This is a genomic window from Prevotella amnii DSM 23384 = JCM 14753 (assembly GCF_000378745.1).
GTDB classification, from domain to species: Bacteria; Bacteroidota; Bacteroidia; order Bacteroidales; family Bacteroidaceae; genus Prevotella; species Prevotella amnii.
Genome location: NZ_KB905308.1, coordinates 1 through 13140 on the forward strand (window position 1 = coordinate 1; position 13140 = coordinate 13140).

15 protein-coding genes and 1 pseudogene are annotated in these 13140 nt (G+C 41.7%); 8 read left to right on the plus strand and 8 right to left on the minus strand.

The window, feature by feature from the left end; all coding sequences use genetic code 11:
• Positions 1–130: 130 nt before the first annotated feature.
• From F596_RS0109520 to F596_RS0109555, 6 genes are all read right to left on the minus strand, one after another.
• A complete protein-coding gene (locus F596_RS0109520) occupies positions 131–487 on the minus strand; it encodes a hypothetical protein (protein ID WP_019036767.1) in 357 nt (118 codons plus the stop codon).
• Between the two features lie 27 nt (positions 488–514).
• On the minus strand, positions 515–2731 hold the full coding sequence (locus F596_RS11355; RefSeq protein ID WP_019036768.1) for a hypothetical protein: 2217 nt from the start codon (positions 2729–2731) through the stop codon (positions 515–517).
• Positions 2732–2841: 110 nt separating this feature from the next.
• On the minus strand, positions 2842–3150 hold the full coding sequence (locus F596_RS0109530; RefSeq protein ID WP_008450669.1) for a hypothetical protein: 309 nt from the start codon (positions 3148–3150) through the stop codon (positions 2842–2844).
• A 438-nt stretch (positions 3151–3588) separates the two neighbouring features.
• Positions 3589–4845 (minus strand): MobV family relaxase, encoded by a 1257-nt coding sequence (gene mobV / locus F596_RS0109535; protein WP_019036769.1) that lies wholly within the window; start codon positions 4843–4845, stop codon positions 3589–3591.
• Between the two features lie 333 nt (positions 4846–5178).
• Entirely contained in the window at positions 5179–6120 is a 942-nt protein-coding gene (locus F596_RS0109550) for a toprim domain-containing protein (RefSeq protein ID WP_019036772.1), read from the minus strand.
• A 377-nt stretch (positions 6121–6497) separates the two neighbouring features.
• Positions 6498–7682: a VapE domain-containing protein gene (locus tag F596_RS0109555; RefSeq protein WP_019036773.1), complete on the minus strand. Its 1185-nt coding sequence runs from the start codon at positions 7680–7682 to the stop codon at positions 6498–6500.
• Between the two features lie 445 nt (positions 7683–8127).
• Here F596_RS0109555 and F596_RS11615 point away from each other — a divergent pair, with 445 nt between their 5' ends.
• The 7 genes from F596_RS11615 (at position 8128) to F596_RS0109590 (ending at position 10957) form a co-directional block, all read left to right on the plus strand.
• Positions 8128–8406: a helix-turn-helix domain-containing protein gene (locus F596_RS11615; RefSeq protein WP_081618445.1), complete on the plus strand. Its 279-nt coding sequence runs from the start codon at positions 8128–8130 to the stop codon at positions 8404–8406.
• Positions 8407–8412: 6 nt separating this feature from the next.
• Entirely contained in the window at positions 8413–8715 is a 303-nt protein-coding gene (locus tag F596_RS0109560) for a helix-turn-helix domain-containing protein (RefSeq protein ID WP_019036774.1), read from the plus strand.
• Between the two features lie 467 nt (positions 8716–9182).
• The gene (locus F596_RS11915) at positions 9183–9335 is read left to right on the plus strand and encodes a hypothetical protein (RefSeq protein WP_019036776.1); all 153 of its coding nucleotides are present in this window, start codon (positions 9183–9185) and stop codon (positions 9333–9335) included.
• Complete coding sequence (locus F596_RS0109575; protein WP_019036777.1) at positions 9335–9700, plus strand: hypothetical protein; 366 nt, start codon at positions 9335–9337, stop codon at positions 9698–9700. The genes F596_RS11915 and F596_RS0109575 overlap by 1 nt, the downstream gene beginning before the upstream one ends.
• A 6-nt stretch (positions 9701–9706) precedes the next feature.
• The gene (locus F596_RS0109580; RefSeq protein ID WP_019036778.1) at positions 9707–10108 is read left to right on the plus strand and encodes a hypothetical protein; all 402 of its coding nucleotides are present in this window, start codon (positions 9707–9709) and stop codon (positions 10106–10108) included.
• A complete protein-coding gene (locus F596_RS0109585; protein ID WP_019036779.1) occupies positions 10108–10503 on the plus strand; it encodes a hypothetical protein in 396 nt (131 codons plus the stop codon). Before F596_RS0109580 ends, F596_RS0109585 begins: the two co-directional genes overlap by 1 nt.
• 61 nt (positions 10504–10564) lie before the next feature.
• Complete coding sequence (locus F596_RS0109590; protein ID WP_154648200.1) at positions 10565–10957, plus strand: hypothetical protein; 393 nt, start codon at positions 10565–10567, stop codon at positions 10955–10957.
• A 76-nt stretch (positions 10958–11033) separates the two neighbouring features.
• Here the strand turns inward: F596_RS0109590 and F596_RS0109595 are convergent, their stop codons facing one another.
• The gene (locus tag F596_RS0109595) at positions 11034–12212 is read right to left on the minus strand and encodes a site-specific integrase (protein WP_024992758.1); all 1179 of its coding nucleotides are present in this window, start codon (positions 12210–12212) and stop codon (positions 11034–11036) included.
• Between the two features lie 4 nt (positions 12213–12216).
• Positions 12217–12729: pseudogene (locus F596_RS11115) on the minus strand (site-specific integrase); the annotation flags it as partial.
• A gap of 125 nt (positions 12730–12854) precedes the next feature.
• Between F596_RS11115 and F596_RS0109605 the strand changes: the two are divergent.
• On the plus strand, positions 12855–13140 hold a 286-nt coding region (locus F596_RS0109605), incomplete at its 3' end, for a DUF4372 domain-containing protein (protein ID WP_019036783.1).

The window sequence follows — 13140 nt, forward strand, 5'->3', positions numbered from 1 at the left end:
GTGTCTGTACATTTGCGTGCATGAGTGCAAAGTAACAAAATAATTTTGATATGACTGTGTCCTACAAATCGGTTTTTGCCCCTCGTTACAATACCCTACACTTGATTATCAATCATTTATCAAATTAATACTACACAAAATATCCCGAAAATTTATGAAAAATAATTTTGCCGGTTAAACTTGGGTTAATGGTCAATGAGCCGTCAGAACCTACAACGTATGATGCGTCCGAATTGGAAGCGGTGTAGACTTTGTTGTTAATGGTGTATTGGAAGTTGGAACAAGCTGTGATAAGATTGTTAGCGTTGCCTGTTTCGTAAACTTTGGGCATTACCTTGTTATTAGTACTTGCAAAGTCGGGTGTAAAAACCTTTGTGTCGGGATTGTAAATTTGTGTGTCGCCTAAGCTGGAGTCTAAGTAGGCGTGTACCTGCTTAGCATCGTTGAGGTCAACAATGGTGATTTGATTTCTTGCTACTGTTGTCATGATTTTACGTTATTTTTTGTTAAACATTTATTTTTCTACTATGCAATCGAAGACGGCACGTTTCCATACGTCTTCGGCGTTAATGATTATCGTCTTGCCTACGGCTGTGTGGCGTGCGTTCCAATTTTTATCATATTCGGCGTTACCGCTGGAGCGTGTCCATGAAAAGGCGGTAGAGGGATAGGTGTCTGTGATGTCTATGCCCTCTTGAGTTAGTACAGCTGTGAGGGTTACATTGCCCTGCCCATTGCGTATGATATTGCCACGATCTGTGAGAATAGTGAGCAGTACAGGGCTTTCGCCTTTGTCTACCTGTAGTTGCCAGTCGGTGCTATGCTCTGTGGGTTCTGATGTTACCGCCTTGCCTTCGGGCGCAATACATAACCACTGCCTGCCGCTGTGCGAAACGCTATTATAATAGTAATACGCCTTATCCTGCTGCCACTCGCCTAAGTGTAGCTCCATAGGTATGAGTTTGCCGTCATAGTTCATCACCTTATATAGCTTCGTGGAAAATATCACTTGCTTGGGTGATATGATTGCTGTGCGTCTATTGGTGAGCGAGTAGGAATTAATGCTGTCGTACCATATAATAGCTGGTGCTTCATTGCCATTGATAATGACGTAAATAAGAGCTTGGCGGTCGGAGACGGTGCGATTGCCAAATTGTACAAGTGTGTCTTCGGCTTGTGGTGCATCGCTATTCTCCTCGCAATCGGTTTTGGATAGATCGATATAGTTATCGCCTACGGCTGTTACTAATCGCCAATAGGTACGATTGGCTACACCTGTGTATCTGCCAGCTTTAATATTAAAAAGTTGGCTTCGTGCTTGATCGCCCACTTGCCATAGATTGGTAGTAGCGGTTGTGCCGTCGTCCATATAAAAGTAGCAGCGGTAAGCGTTGGTGAGCTCCTCTACGCGCATAATCTTTGAACCGCAAGAGGAGAATACCATGTTACCACCTACATAGGATAGCTTGCGTTTTTCTAACTCATTAAATACCGACTTACCCCATACCACTATGTCGGTAATGGATAGCTGGTACTTGCCGTCTTTGCGCTTTGTAATGCCGAAGCCTGTTTCGGTGGTTTTATCGAAGTCGAAAGATTGCAGAGTTTTGAGCATTACATCGAGTAGCTTTGCCTGTCCGTCTGCGTCTATGCCCTTATCACCGTTGAAGGCTATACCTTTCAAGAATGTTATCAGCTCCGCTGCTGTGTCCGGGATATTCTTGCGCAAAAGGTTTTTATTAGTATAGTTTTGTAATATTTCCATTACTTGTTCTACATCTAATGTTCTTAAGCGGCGTTTTGTGAATTGTACTAACTCTTTGTGCTGCTCCTGTGTTAATACTTCTGAATACTGCAACCCTTGTATAGCTGCCGATATTCCTCCTTTGGGTGGAGTATTTGTTAGCTGCACTTCAGGGCTGTAGGGGTTGTTTATATTATCTTTAATACATGTTATTCGTATCTTAAGCCCCTCTTTCTCTATGTTTTTATCTGTAAATAGTACATATCCACCGATGCATAGTTTTTCTTTTATCTCGTCCCATTTCTTTTTAGCAAAGATATCGTCGAGTGTTCCATTAAAAGTATAATTTTGTTTTTCTCTTTCGTAAAGAAACTTTATAGCTTTACGCATCATTTCCCACTCCGCTCCCTGCTTTGTCTTAGGCTCGTTGATATAAGCATCAGGTAAGGCACATTTATACACTATATACGTATCTGTAGCCACAGGCTTGAAGGCTTCATCGGGCATAGTTATACCGTCTATCTCTTGCGGTACTATTTCAAACCTTCTGCCTTGTTTGTTCTCTTTAGGCTCATGATAGTATTTTATTTCAAATTCCTTGCCTGCAAGCATACCAGACTGAAAGATAACGGTTATCTTTTCGCCTGCTATACGATAATCCTCATAGTTTAAGTCTTGTGGTATAGAGGTATCTATGAAATCGTAAAAGTGCTTATTTTCGTTTACACAAACAACTTCATCTATCCTGCCAATGCGTTTTGGATAAATCTCGGAACAGTCGAGGCTTTCTTCTGCTGTATACGTGCTTTCTTTTGAGGTAACACAATAACCTTTATTATCGGTTATATATGCTTTTGCAGAATCTTTATTAAATCCTTTCTCGTCCTCAAAGTGTAAGCCATCGTAAAGTATTTGTGCGTTTATAGGTAGATGTAAAAGTGAGGCTTTATATTTGCTCCTGTCTATATTCTTGTCGCCCCCTTGCACATATACTCGCTTGATAGGTGGCAGCTCTGCTTGTGGTGATCGTGCGATGTTAGGCTTTAATCCCTTTCCCTCTCCATATTGTAAGGGTAGGGGTGCATCAGCGTTATATTCTACCTTATGTAAGGAAACTTTTTCCCATTAATTTCAAACTCGGTATTAAACGCCTTTGCCATTTGCTGTAACGCAGATAGACAAGAAGCATGGTTGTATGATATACATTTTTCTACATCTTGAATGCATTTTCCTATTTCCCAGCCATCGTCTCTTAGGTTCATGTTATCTATGAACATTTGCAGATGCTCTCTTGGTGTTGCTGTGAGTGAGAATTTTAGTCTGCCGTCTGTAAGGTTTTGTTCGTTTTCCGCTTTATACATACACCTAAACCTCCATAGCTTTGCTTTAGCTTGTTCGCTCTCCATGGTTATAGTGTATTCAAAAAGGCGGCTATGCTTTATTTTCAAAGATTCTGAAGATATAAGCGAGTAGCGTTCTCCTTGATAATCTACATACGTATCTATAGGTATCTATATGTGTGTTGACAACGAGAAGTAGAGGGTAAGGCGGTGTTCTCCCATAAGCTCTCTTTGCCTGTAGGAATTATCGTCTACCGAGATAGATAGTATTTCTTTATTTTCCGAAAAAAAAATATGATTTCGGGCTAAGTGCCTAAAGTACAAGGTTCTGCGATTAAATGCAGGTCGTATAGGTAACGATTTAGAAATGAGCGATATGCTTGAAAGTTCATTGCTTTGTATAACCAAAGAACGCTCACTATTTCACTCGCAAAGGTAACACTTTGTGTGGAAAAGTGAGCGTTATTTCGTGTTTTTCTTCTTGTCTGTGAAAGAAAAAAGAGATTACAGTCGTTGCGAGCGGTTACGGTGAATGAGTTGTTGCCATTTCTGTTCGCACCAATCGGAAACTGATAGTCCATTGATAGTAAGAATTGGCTGACGCTTCTCGTTAGTCGTGATACGGAGTTCTGCATTCTCCTCCGTGAAGTTGCATTTGTACATTCCTGAATATGCCGTAGCCGTACTACGTACTGCCACCTGCCTTTGGTGCATCTTCACTACTGTATCATCATCAAATCCCATCTTGCGGAGCATCAAACGAATATTAAGCAAGAGATAGAAGCTATGAAAGAATCGCTTGATAAAACCTCGCTCTTCCTCATACACCTTGATTTCCTTTTGCTGTTCAGCTATGGTCTTGTCTTTGGCTTTGACGGTATCTTGCAGGAGTATAACCTCCTTACGGATTTCGGCATTCTCCTTTTCAGAAAGAAACCTCTGTTGCTCCATCTCCCTTTCCAACTCTCCGACGCGTTTTTCTGCCTTGTCAAGTTCCGTATTTCCAAAAAGCGAGGAGAGTGTCCCCTTTACACGAAGTTTCCCTGCCTGCTTCTCCAACTCCTTGATTTTCTTGATTAACTCTTCCTCCTCAAGTTGTTTCTGTTTCGTCTCTTTGAGCAGTTCCTTGTAATACTCCATATTGGTGCGGTGCTTGGCTTCCGAGCCGTACATACCTCTCTCCAACCCGAAAGACCTCATCTGTTCTGCGTATGTGGTTTGGTACTCCTCCAATTTCTTCGGGGTAAGCACATCATCGGCACAGAGCCGTACCTTGTCTTTCTTGACTTTGTACTTCCGCTTGCCGTTCTCGGCTTCTGCCTTGGCTTTTCGTCTTTCTCCTTTCACTATCGGCACCACCGTTGCATGAATATGTGGTGTTTCCTCGTCAGCATGAAGTGTGGCTGCTACCACGTTTGCCTTGCCAAAGGTGGTGTAAAGCCATTGCATCGTGCTGTCACACCACTCTTCTAAGCGACCTTCGCTTTCAAGTCGAAGCATATCCTCGTGGGAACCTGATAGGATAAAACGAAGTGCTTTGACTTGATTGTCCGCTACCTTTCGGTAGATGTTTGCCGTGGCAATGCGATGCTCAATGGCTTCCGTTCGGTTGGTGACATTTGCAGGAAATTGCACCAACTCACGGTTGAGGTGTGTGCGAGTTGCATCGACATTACTTGGCACGAATGTTCGCTCAATATGAGTGGTCATTGCCGAGTCGTTGCCACGTGCCTTGTCTATGTGTAATACTGCGTAGCCCATAAGTTGATGATGGATTTAAGGGGTATCCAAAGGGGCGAAGCTCCTTGGCTAAGGAGGGCTTTTTTAGCGGTAACGGAGTGGAGCGTGAAGAAAATGCCCTAATGAGCTATGGCATTTCTTCTAAATGCCGCTCCGCCCAATCCGAAACTCCCCCTTTGAGATGTTTGCATTCTCTGAATGCACAGAAGCTTTGTTGCTAAGTTTCTTTTTAGGAAACTTGCAGTTGGGAAAACTGCCATTGCTCTTGAAACAAAACTATCTATCTGCCTCTTGTTCTCTTTTAGTCCCTAAGGATACCCGGTTGATACTTGGTTTTAATTGCACTCTTTTGCCTTATCTGCGAAATCCACGCTTGACGACCGATTGCGGTTCCTTCTGTTTTTGTTCCATCACTTTCTGGCGAGAAACGTGATACTCGTTCAGGTCTTTATATCTGCCATAATGTCGGTTCATATCCTCTACTTTGATACCAGCCGATTGTATAGACTGGAGGGCTTGTCGTCCTGCTTGGTCGTTGTCAAGGAAAGCTCGAACGGAGTCAATGCCGTTCTCGTGAAGATAGGCAATAGCTCGTGAAAGATTGCTGACCGAGTTCAGCACGATGGAGGGTGAGATGGTTTCTTTTCCTTTCATCGTGAGAAAGGACAGGAAATCGACAAAGCCCTCAAAAATGTTGTGTGTGGTGTCTTTTGCACCCTCCTCACTACCGATAACGGAAATATCTTTCGGAGCGATTGTCCCTTTGAAATGACCGTTGTCCCTGAGTTCATATCCTCCTGTCCGATTGGGAAATCCTATGGCAGTGTAAGTTCTTCCGTCCACCTCATAGCACACGGAACGCAGATAGTGTTTGGCAAGCGAAAGGTCAATCTTCCGCTCCTCCTGCAAATAGCATTGCAGGTGTGGGGGTAGTTCCTCACTGATGCCGAGAATGCGCCTTGTGCTTGGGAATTGTTTTGATATTTCTTCCTTTGAAGGAGTTGCACGATGAAAGGAAAGAGCGTTCCCTGCCAAATGGCTCATTGCTTCGTGAGCATTGCACCTTTGCAACAACATCACAAGGTCTATGATGCTGCCACCTTTGCCCAAGCCGAAATCATACCAGAGATTCCGTGCAAAGTCCACTTTCAAGCTGGCGTTATAGTCTTCCCGATAGGGTGCATTGTAAAGGGCATAACTTCCGTATTGCTTGACGGGCTGTATGCCCCGAGCATGAAGGTAATCCGCTATGGATATTCCCTTAATACTTTGTAAGTCGTAATATTCGTTGTTCATTGCTGTTATTGTTGGGTTTGGGTTATTCATATTCATTGTTCGTTATTTCATTGTTTGTTCTGTTTTCTCTTTTTAGAGTTTTCCTCTTTTTATCCTACTACCCTTCGACACTCGGATAAGTGATTGACAGTGAAAAAGAAAAGTGTAACACTTCCCTCCATTTTATCTTTCTACTTATTCCTTCTACACCGTATAGCCATTCTTTCAGCTGTAGAAGCGTAGCAAGATAGTAGTAAGCTGTGTCGCAAGATGGACACCTCCTGCAATCCTTTCTCTTTCACTGTATTATCCTTAGTTGTAGTAATGTAGTAAGGAGAATAGAAAGGAAAAGAGGAATGAGTATAGTGAAGGGAGATAGTAAGAGGGTGCTATGGCGGCTACTCGGGATGAATCTTGCGAACTGCATAGACATATACGGGATTGCTGTTTACCCTGCGACACTCCCTTGTATAACCAGCCTTTCGCAAGGCTTCGCCCATCCGCTTGGGAGAGAGCTGCTGTCGGGTATAGCAGGAGAGATACCCCACTATCTCCGAATTAGTCATATAGAATCGCTTGGTGGCTTTCTCTGCATCCGAGGGAAAGGTGAAGTAGCGGAGCAATAGTTCCATTTCAGTCGTATAGATTTGGAAGGCTTCGCTATTATGGTGCAGTTCGATAATCTCCTCATCATTGAACCAATAGCGAAATCCGCTTTTTAGTAGTGCTTTTGCTTCGCTATACACAGCATCCATTGGGATTGTCTTGGCTCGGTCTATATCTATCGCCAATACCTCAAAAGGTAGGAAACGTCGGCTTCCTGTCGGGTCGGTGAGAAAATCGTTGCCATTGACCGAAGCCACGAAGTTCGCCAAGTGTGGTCGCTCCTCGATATGCTTCTCGTAAGGCATACGATACTTCACCTGTGGACAGGTAATGAGGTTCTTCAGTTCGTTCTCATCTCGCTTGTTGAGGGCTTTGAGTTGGTCGTCAATGTTGATGATGAGGTTTTGACCGATAAGGCTCAACACATCTTTCTCCTGTGGGTATATCTTTCCCGTATAGCGGTAGTCGGATAGGGCTGGCGGACAAAGGAGGTCAAGGAATGTGGTCTTGAATTTTCCCTGTTCACCCGTCAATACAAGGCAAGTATGGTTACAACACTGCTTGTCATCCATCGCATTGGCGACTACCGCCACCAACCATTTGGTAAGGTATTCCCTCCACTTATCGGGATTGGCTACGATTACACAATTAGCAAGTGCAGTTATTGCTTCTTGCTTCACTGCGTCTACAGCAGGTAAACTGTGGAAATAGGCTTGTACAGGATTGATCCGTGGAGAGAAGTCGCTTTCTATGATACTGTATAAGTTTTCTGATGAAGTCTGTACGTTGGCTTCCTTATTCAAGGCTCGTTTAAGCGTGTTGATGCAGTAGCGGTCTATCGCCACATAGTTCCCCGTTCCTCTTTGGCAATACTCGGCTCGGTTTAAGACGGTATTGTAACGGAACTCATATCGCTCCGAAAGGAACTCCTCTATTTGGATGTTCTTTGAGGTGTTGTCGCAGTTTTCTCTTTTCATTGTGCGAATTGCTTTCTATTACTTGGTTTTGATATTTGGCACGTTCTCGATTACCAAAGCCAAGTTAGGCAGGCTTTTTCGCAGAGCCAAAGGTGGCGGTGTTCTTGCATCAAAGTACATCACTTTTCTTTGCTACGACACAACGAGAAAGCCCCTTTTCGCCCAACAATGGAGGAAAAGGGGCAAAATAAGTGTGCGGATAGTACGGTGAGAAAGTGTGAGGTCTGCAACGATTCGCAGAGTTTTGCACTTTTCGTAAGGAACAAATGACTTTTAGAGCGATGCAAGAGGATTTGAAAAGGGAAAAATAGGGGAGATATGATGCGTGGACTTCCTGCCGTTTCCCTCTTCTTCCCTGCTTATCACGACCTCTTCGGAAATCGAAATCCACTGCTTACTTTTGCGTCAGAAATCAATAATCACGCAAATAAAACAACAACGGAAAATGAGATTTACAGCCATTGACACCTCCGCTTGGGAGGAACTGAAAGAGAGTATCGTGGAACTCACAGACTGCTTCAACGAGCACTTTGCTCCACCTGCCGAATTACCCGACCTATTGCACAATGGGGATGTGTGCCGAATACTGAATATCAGCAAGCGGACACTGCAACATTACAGAGACACTGCGGTATTGCCCTTTATTCAGATCGGGCATAAGTGCTACTACAAACGTGAGGATGTGGAAGCTCTCCTCTCGAAGTCTAACCCTCATAAAAGCTAAACGACTATGGAGTTTGAAACGATCAACAAAGAAACACCAGAGATGAAGCAACTCATCTCGGGCATTAGAAACCTTACAAAGCATGTACGAGCAACAGCACAGACACACCGTCCACTATTTGAGGGCGAACTCTACCTCACAGGGCGAGAAGTCTGTGAAAGGCTTTTCCTTTCTCCACGCACCTTGCAGGACTATCGGGACAAAGGAATACTGCCATACACGCAGATAGCTGGAAAGAAACTCTATCGCATGTCTGACCTGCAACGAATTCTAAAAGAGAATTATATAAACAGAAACCTACATCAATAACGGTGCAGGTTTTTCTTTGTTCCACCTCTGATTTTCTCTGTTTTTTCTAGCGGTTTGTGTTAAATGCTTTATTTCTCTCTAGAATCTCACAGAAAATCTATAATTTTGCAGTTGAGCATATAGTGTGCTCATACATTTTAGTAAAAAAGAGGCGTTATGTCTTCGTCTTGTATGTCCGAAGCCTGAGAAACTTCAAAAAGTAAGCAAGAGAAGGTATGATAGTCTCCACGCATATAGCGTGGGGCTGTTATTTCCACATCTACTTACAAAGGTTTTCTCAGGGCCTGGACATTAAGACGTGGAGCATACAGTTCCACGCCTTTTCGTATTAATTAAAAACTTCAATATGTTTAACTTTAGAAAAAAAAACCTCGGTAGCGTCAACTCTACGAAAGAAGATTGCTTCTTCATTTGACACTTCAGTTCGAGATGCTATCAAAGATTTGGGTAGCAATGACCCATTATTTATGGGACTTATGGTAAAAGCTGCCATTGGCTATTTGTATCAAGCCCTTAAAAATAGTAATGAAATGGAAGTTCTTTGTTCTATTAACGGATTGGATTATCAATCTATTTTAGAAGATGAATGTAATAAAGCACTACAAAAATATTTAGAATAATGAAATGGTTTATATTTGCCGTTATAGCCATTATTCTTTGGGCTATAAAAAATGCAATCTTCAAGAAAATAGATGAAGATGAACAACGATCACTATCAACTCCCGGTAGAGCAAATTTTATTCGTGAGCATTATCAAGGTGTGATTGATTACATTTTATCAAATAGTGAATATCAAATTATTTTTGAAAGAACTGATGCAATTAAGATTGGCACATCTGACAAAAAAGAATATTTAGCAATTCATCAATCGTCTGGAGGATTGCTTATAGCATTCATAAAATATAGCAGTGTTCAAAAAGAATGGCATTTTTCTCGTGGAGAGACTGAGAAACATATAATTTACGAACTTCAATCATATATCTAAAGTTTTATGTGGGGCTTTATTATAACTATTGTCGTTTTAATAGTCATCAAATTTATTTATGACACAGTAAAACAATCTTCTAAGATTGCAGCTGATGGTGGTATTAGAAAAAAATATTCAACTCTCGTTGAACATTTTTTATCAGGTCATCCTAATTGTAGGATTATTCAAGAAACTAATACTTTTGTATCAGTAGGAGTTAGTGGGGCGGGCGGTTCTCAAGTTTTCTCTATATATCCCTCATACGGAAATGTTACCATTATTATGCAAATAAAGAACAACCCAATTATGGGAAATTTGAAAAAAGAATGGACTTTTCTAGAAAATATGGATCAAGAGGATATGATTATCAATATAAACAAGGACATGGAGAAATTTATGTTCGATTTTTCAAAACGCTTTGAATAATGGGATTTTTCAAGACTTTACTTTCTGCTGGACCTGCGCTTAACAGGTTAGCAAAAACGTGTGACGAGTGCTTAAACTGCATTGAGCACTATAGACTTACCAATAATTTTGATGAAATTATAAAAGCAGCTTGGTTATACACTTATGGAATCCAAAACTCATTAGAAAAATGGAATTTCAATCCCTTCTCTGCTAAGATATTCATTCCAAACCACCAAAACTTAGGTAGAATACCTATCAATCAGGCTGTCTTTATTATTCTTGGATATATTTCAAAAGAAGCAAAGGAATGGGGAAGAGAAGAACTTATAACGGAAATAATAGAAATGGGTAGTGCATACTTTAAATATGATTATCTTTGTTCTATGGAGCTAAAAAACAGATTAAAGCCTTAATAGCATGAAATATACTTCTTATCAAATCAGACAAATGTCCTGGGCTGAGTGGAATGCCACTATGGCAAATGAATTAAATTCTGCTGGATTTAGATGTCGTGGGTTTAACGAAGAAACAGGGAAATGGGAAAATAATAGGAATTTATATAGAGCAGATAGTTCTGACCCTAAAATATTTATACTCGGTACTGTTGATGGTGCTAGGGAATATGAATATTTAAAAAGTATAGGTTTACTTAATAATGGTAGATGTCCAATGTGTGGTGGCAGTATTGATGGGAATCCCGCTCGATTCACTTCTGGATATGACCATAATGCACATTTTCAAATATGCCAATCTTGTTGTAATAGAGGTAGAAAAAGAAGTCTAAATCATGCAAATAATAGCGGTTGTATTATTGCTCTACTGCTTTTACCTTGGCATCTAATCAAATTGTTATGGTTATTCTTGTGAAAGACCATTGACTACTTTCCTTATCCATTATTATACAGATAATTACCCCAAAAAGATGTCCATATCTTGTTTGCATTCAATTCCTACATTTCTCTATCAGCCTATCCATATCCTTTGAAATCTTGCTATCTGTGATTTGAGCGTAGATCTGTGTGCTGGCAATGGAGGCATGTCCCATCATCTTAGCAATACTTTCTATCGGCACTCCTGCTTCCAATGTCAGTGTACCGAAGGAATGGCGACCAACATGAAAGGAAAGTGGTTGCCGAATACCACAAGCCAAACCAATAGCTTTGAGGTGCATACCTATCTGTATTCTACTCAGCGGTGTTGCAAAGATGGTGCTGTCTTCTTTCTTGTCTTTTGATGGGTAAAGCGAGAGTATCTGTTCGGCTATCGGGTGCAGGGGCGTAATGCTCTCTACATCGGTCTTCTTTCTGTACTGACGGATATAACGTATCCCTGCATTGTTTGTCTTGATATCACAGTACCGCAACTTGCTCACATCGGCAAAAGCCAAGCCTGTGAATACAGAGAAGAGGAATATCCTCCGCACAAACTCTGCTTCCTTGTTTTGAAAGGGCATAGCCAAAATACGAGCAACATCTGTCTTACCCAAACAGCGAATCTTCCGCTCCACTCGCTCATACTTTGCATCCTCAAAAGGATTGTAGCGAATAGTTTGCTGACTTACCGCCCTATACATCAGCCGACTTAGCCAAAAGAGAGTTTGTTTCGTTGTCGATAAGGCATAGCCTTTTCGCTTGAGATGGATACGATAATCATCGAAAAACTCCATGGTAAGGGTCGTAAGAGGAATATCTTCTTTTCCCTTACTCTCCACAAACAATTCCAGTTGTCTATGGTAGCAGCGGCAACTTTGGTAGGTGTTTAATGCTCTTGTAGATTGAACTATAGACAATTCCTCTCGGCTAAGAACAAGTAAGGAGGTCGGATTTGCTCCAACTCCTTGTAGATGGTTCTTTAGTAACTCGGCACTCACTGCACCAAATTGCAAAAGCAAAGTATTATAGCCCTGCTCAATCTTCTCTCGAAATGCTTGCAAACGTTGATTCTGTTTCTTGTCATTTGTCTCTTGTCGCTTCACGCTCCAATTGTTGGGAGAAATGCTTTCTCCTGTGGACATCACTACTTTTGAACCGTCTATCGTAATACGGCAAAGGATAGCCGTAGTGCCATCTGTTCTCAGTTTGCTACGATTGATGTAGAATAGGATATTGAATGTGCTACGCATAATCTTAAAGGCTAAGGGTTAAATCTGCGGTGAAAGAGAGAAAGCGACCAAACTCCTCAAATACTTTTGTGGGTGTTACATAAGCATATCGTTCAGTAGTCTCTATTTTGCTATGTCCAAGCATTTTACTCACGGTTTCAATCGGCACTCCATTCTCTAAGGTTATCAAGGTGGCAAAGGTGTGCCTTCCGACATGTGCGGTCAAGGGAATAGATATTCCAGCCTTCAGTTGTAAGGCTTTGAGCAAAAATCGGTAGGTCTCATAAGTAATTGTCGGTAACAATCTATCTCGTTCTTCCGAATGATAGGTATCGAGCAAAGCAATAGCTTGGGGAAGAAGTTTTACCCGACAGAGGGTATCAGTCTTCTGCCGTCTAAACTTCAGCCACATTGCTCCTGCATCATCCTGTACAAGATGCTCTTTGCTCAGGTTCATCATATCACAGAAGGCTGTACCTGTGTAGCATGTAAAGAGGAAGAGATTGCGAGCAAGAGACAATTCTACCTCGTAATCTTCTAATTGAACATTCAAAATTATTGCTGTCCGGTAAAACTTTTTCAAACAAAATAAATTAGGGCTAACACTTTTCACGAAGTATCAGCCCTTTTGGTTATCTTTGTTTTGCTAAAAAATATATAACCATGAGCAAAGATAGTCATTTTACCGGACAGCCGGTCTATAGTCAAGTATTAAAGTTACTCGACAAAGAGAAAATTCTTCAAATAAGCCACGAAACGAAAGGAAGCGAGGCTTACGTGAAGCGTTTTGACGGCTACCAACATCTCGTCGTAATGCTGTTCGGCATACTCAAACACTTTGATTCTCTGCGCGAACTTGAGATAGGCATGAAGGCTGAGGCTCACAAGCTCAGACACCTCGGGATGAGCTATTTGGTTCGTCGCAGCACGCTTGCTGAGGCCAATATAC

Excerpts from the sequence above, each read along its gene's own strand:
- F596_RS0109520 (WP_019036767.1), bottom strand. The coding sequence starts at position 487 with ATGACAACAGTAGCAAGAAATCAAATCACCATTGTTGACCTCAACGAT.
- F596_RS0109530 (WP_008450669.1), bottom strand. The coding sequence starts at position 3,150 with ATGGAGAGCGAACAAGCTAAAGCAAAGCTATGGAGGTTTAGGTGTATG.
- mobV (WP_019036769.1), bottom strand. The coding sequence starts at position 4,845 with ATGGGCTACGCAGTATTACACATAGACAAGGCACGTGGCAACGACTCG.
- F596_RS0109550 (WP_019036772.1), bottom strand. The coding sequence starts at position 6,120 with ATGAACAACGAATATTACGACTTACAAAGTATTAAGGGAATATCCATA.
- F596_RS0109555 (WP_019036773.1), bottom strand. The coding sequence starts at position 7,682 with ATGAAAAGAGAAAACTGCGACAACACCTCAAAGAACATCCAAATAGAG.
- F596_RS11615 (WP_081618445.1), top strand. The coding sequence starts at position 8,128 with ATGAGATTTACAGCCATTGACACCTCCGCTTGGGAGGAACTGAAAGAG.
- F596_RS0109560 (WP_019036774.1), top strand. The coding sequence starts at position 8,413 with ATGGAGTTTGAAACGATCAACAAAGAAACACCAGAGATGAAGCAACTC.
- F596_RS11915 (WP_019036776.1), top strand. The coding sequence starts at position 9,183 with ATGGGACTTATGGTAAAAGCTGCCATTGGCTATTTGTATCAAGCCCTT.
- F596_RS0109575 (WP_019036777.1), top strand. The coding sequence starts at position 9,335 with ATGAAATGGTTTATATTTGCCGTTATAGCCATTATTCTTTGGGCTATA.
- F596_RS0109580 (WP_019036778.1), top strand. The coding sequence starts at position 9,707 with ATGTGGGGCTTTATTATAACTATTGTCGTTTTAATAGTCATCAAATTT.
- F596_RS0109585 (WP_019036779.1), top strand. The coding sequence starts at position 10,108 with ATGGGATTTTTCAAGACTTTACTTTCTGCTGGACCTGCGCTTAACAGG.
- F596_RS0109590 (WP_154648200.1), top strand. The coding sequence starts at position 10,565 with ATGGCAAATGAATTAAATTCTGCTGGATTTAGATGTCGTGGGTTTAAC.
- F596_RS0109595 (WP_024992758.1), bottom strand. The coding sequence starts at position 12,212 with ATGCGTAGCACATTCAATATCCTATTCTACATCAATCGTAGCAAACTG.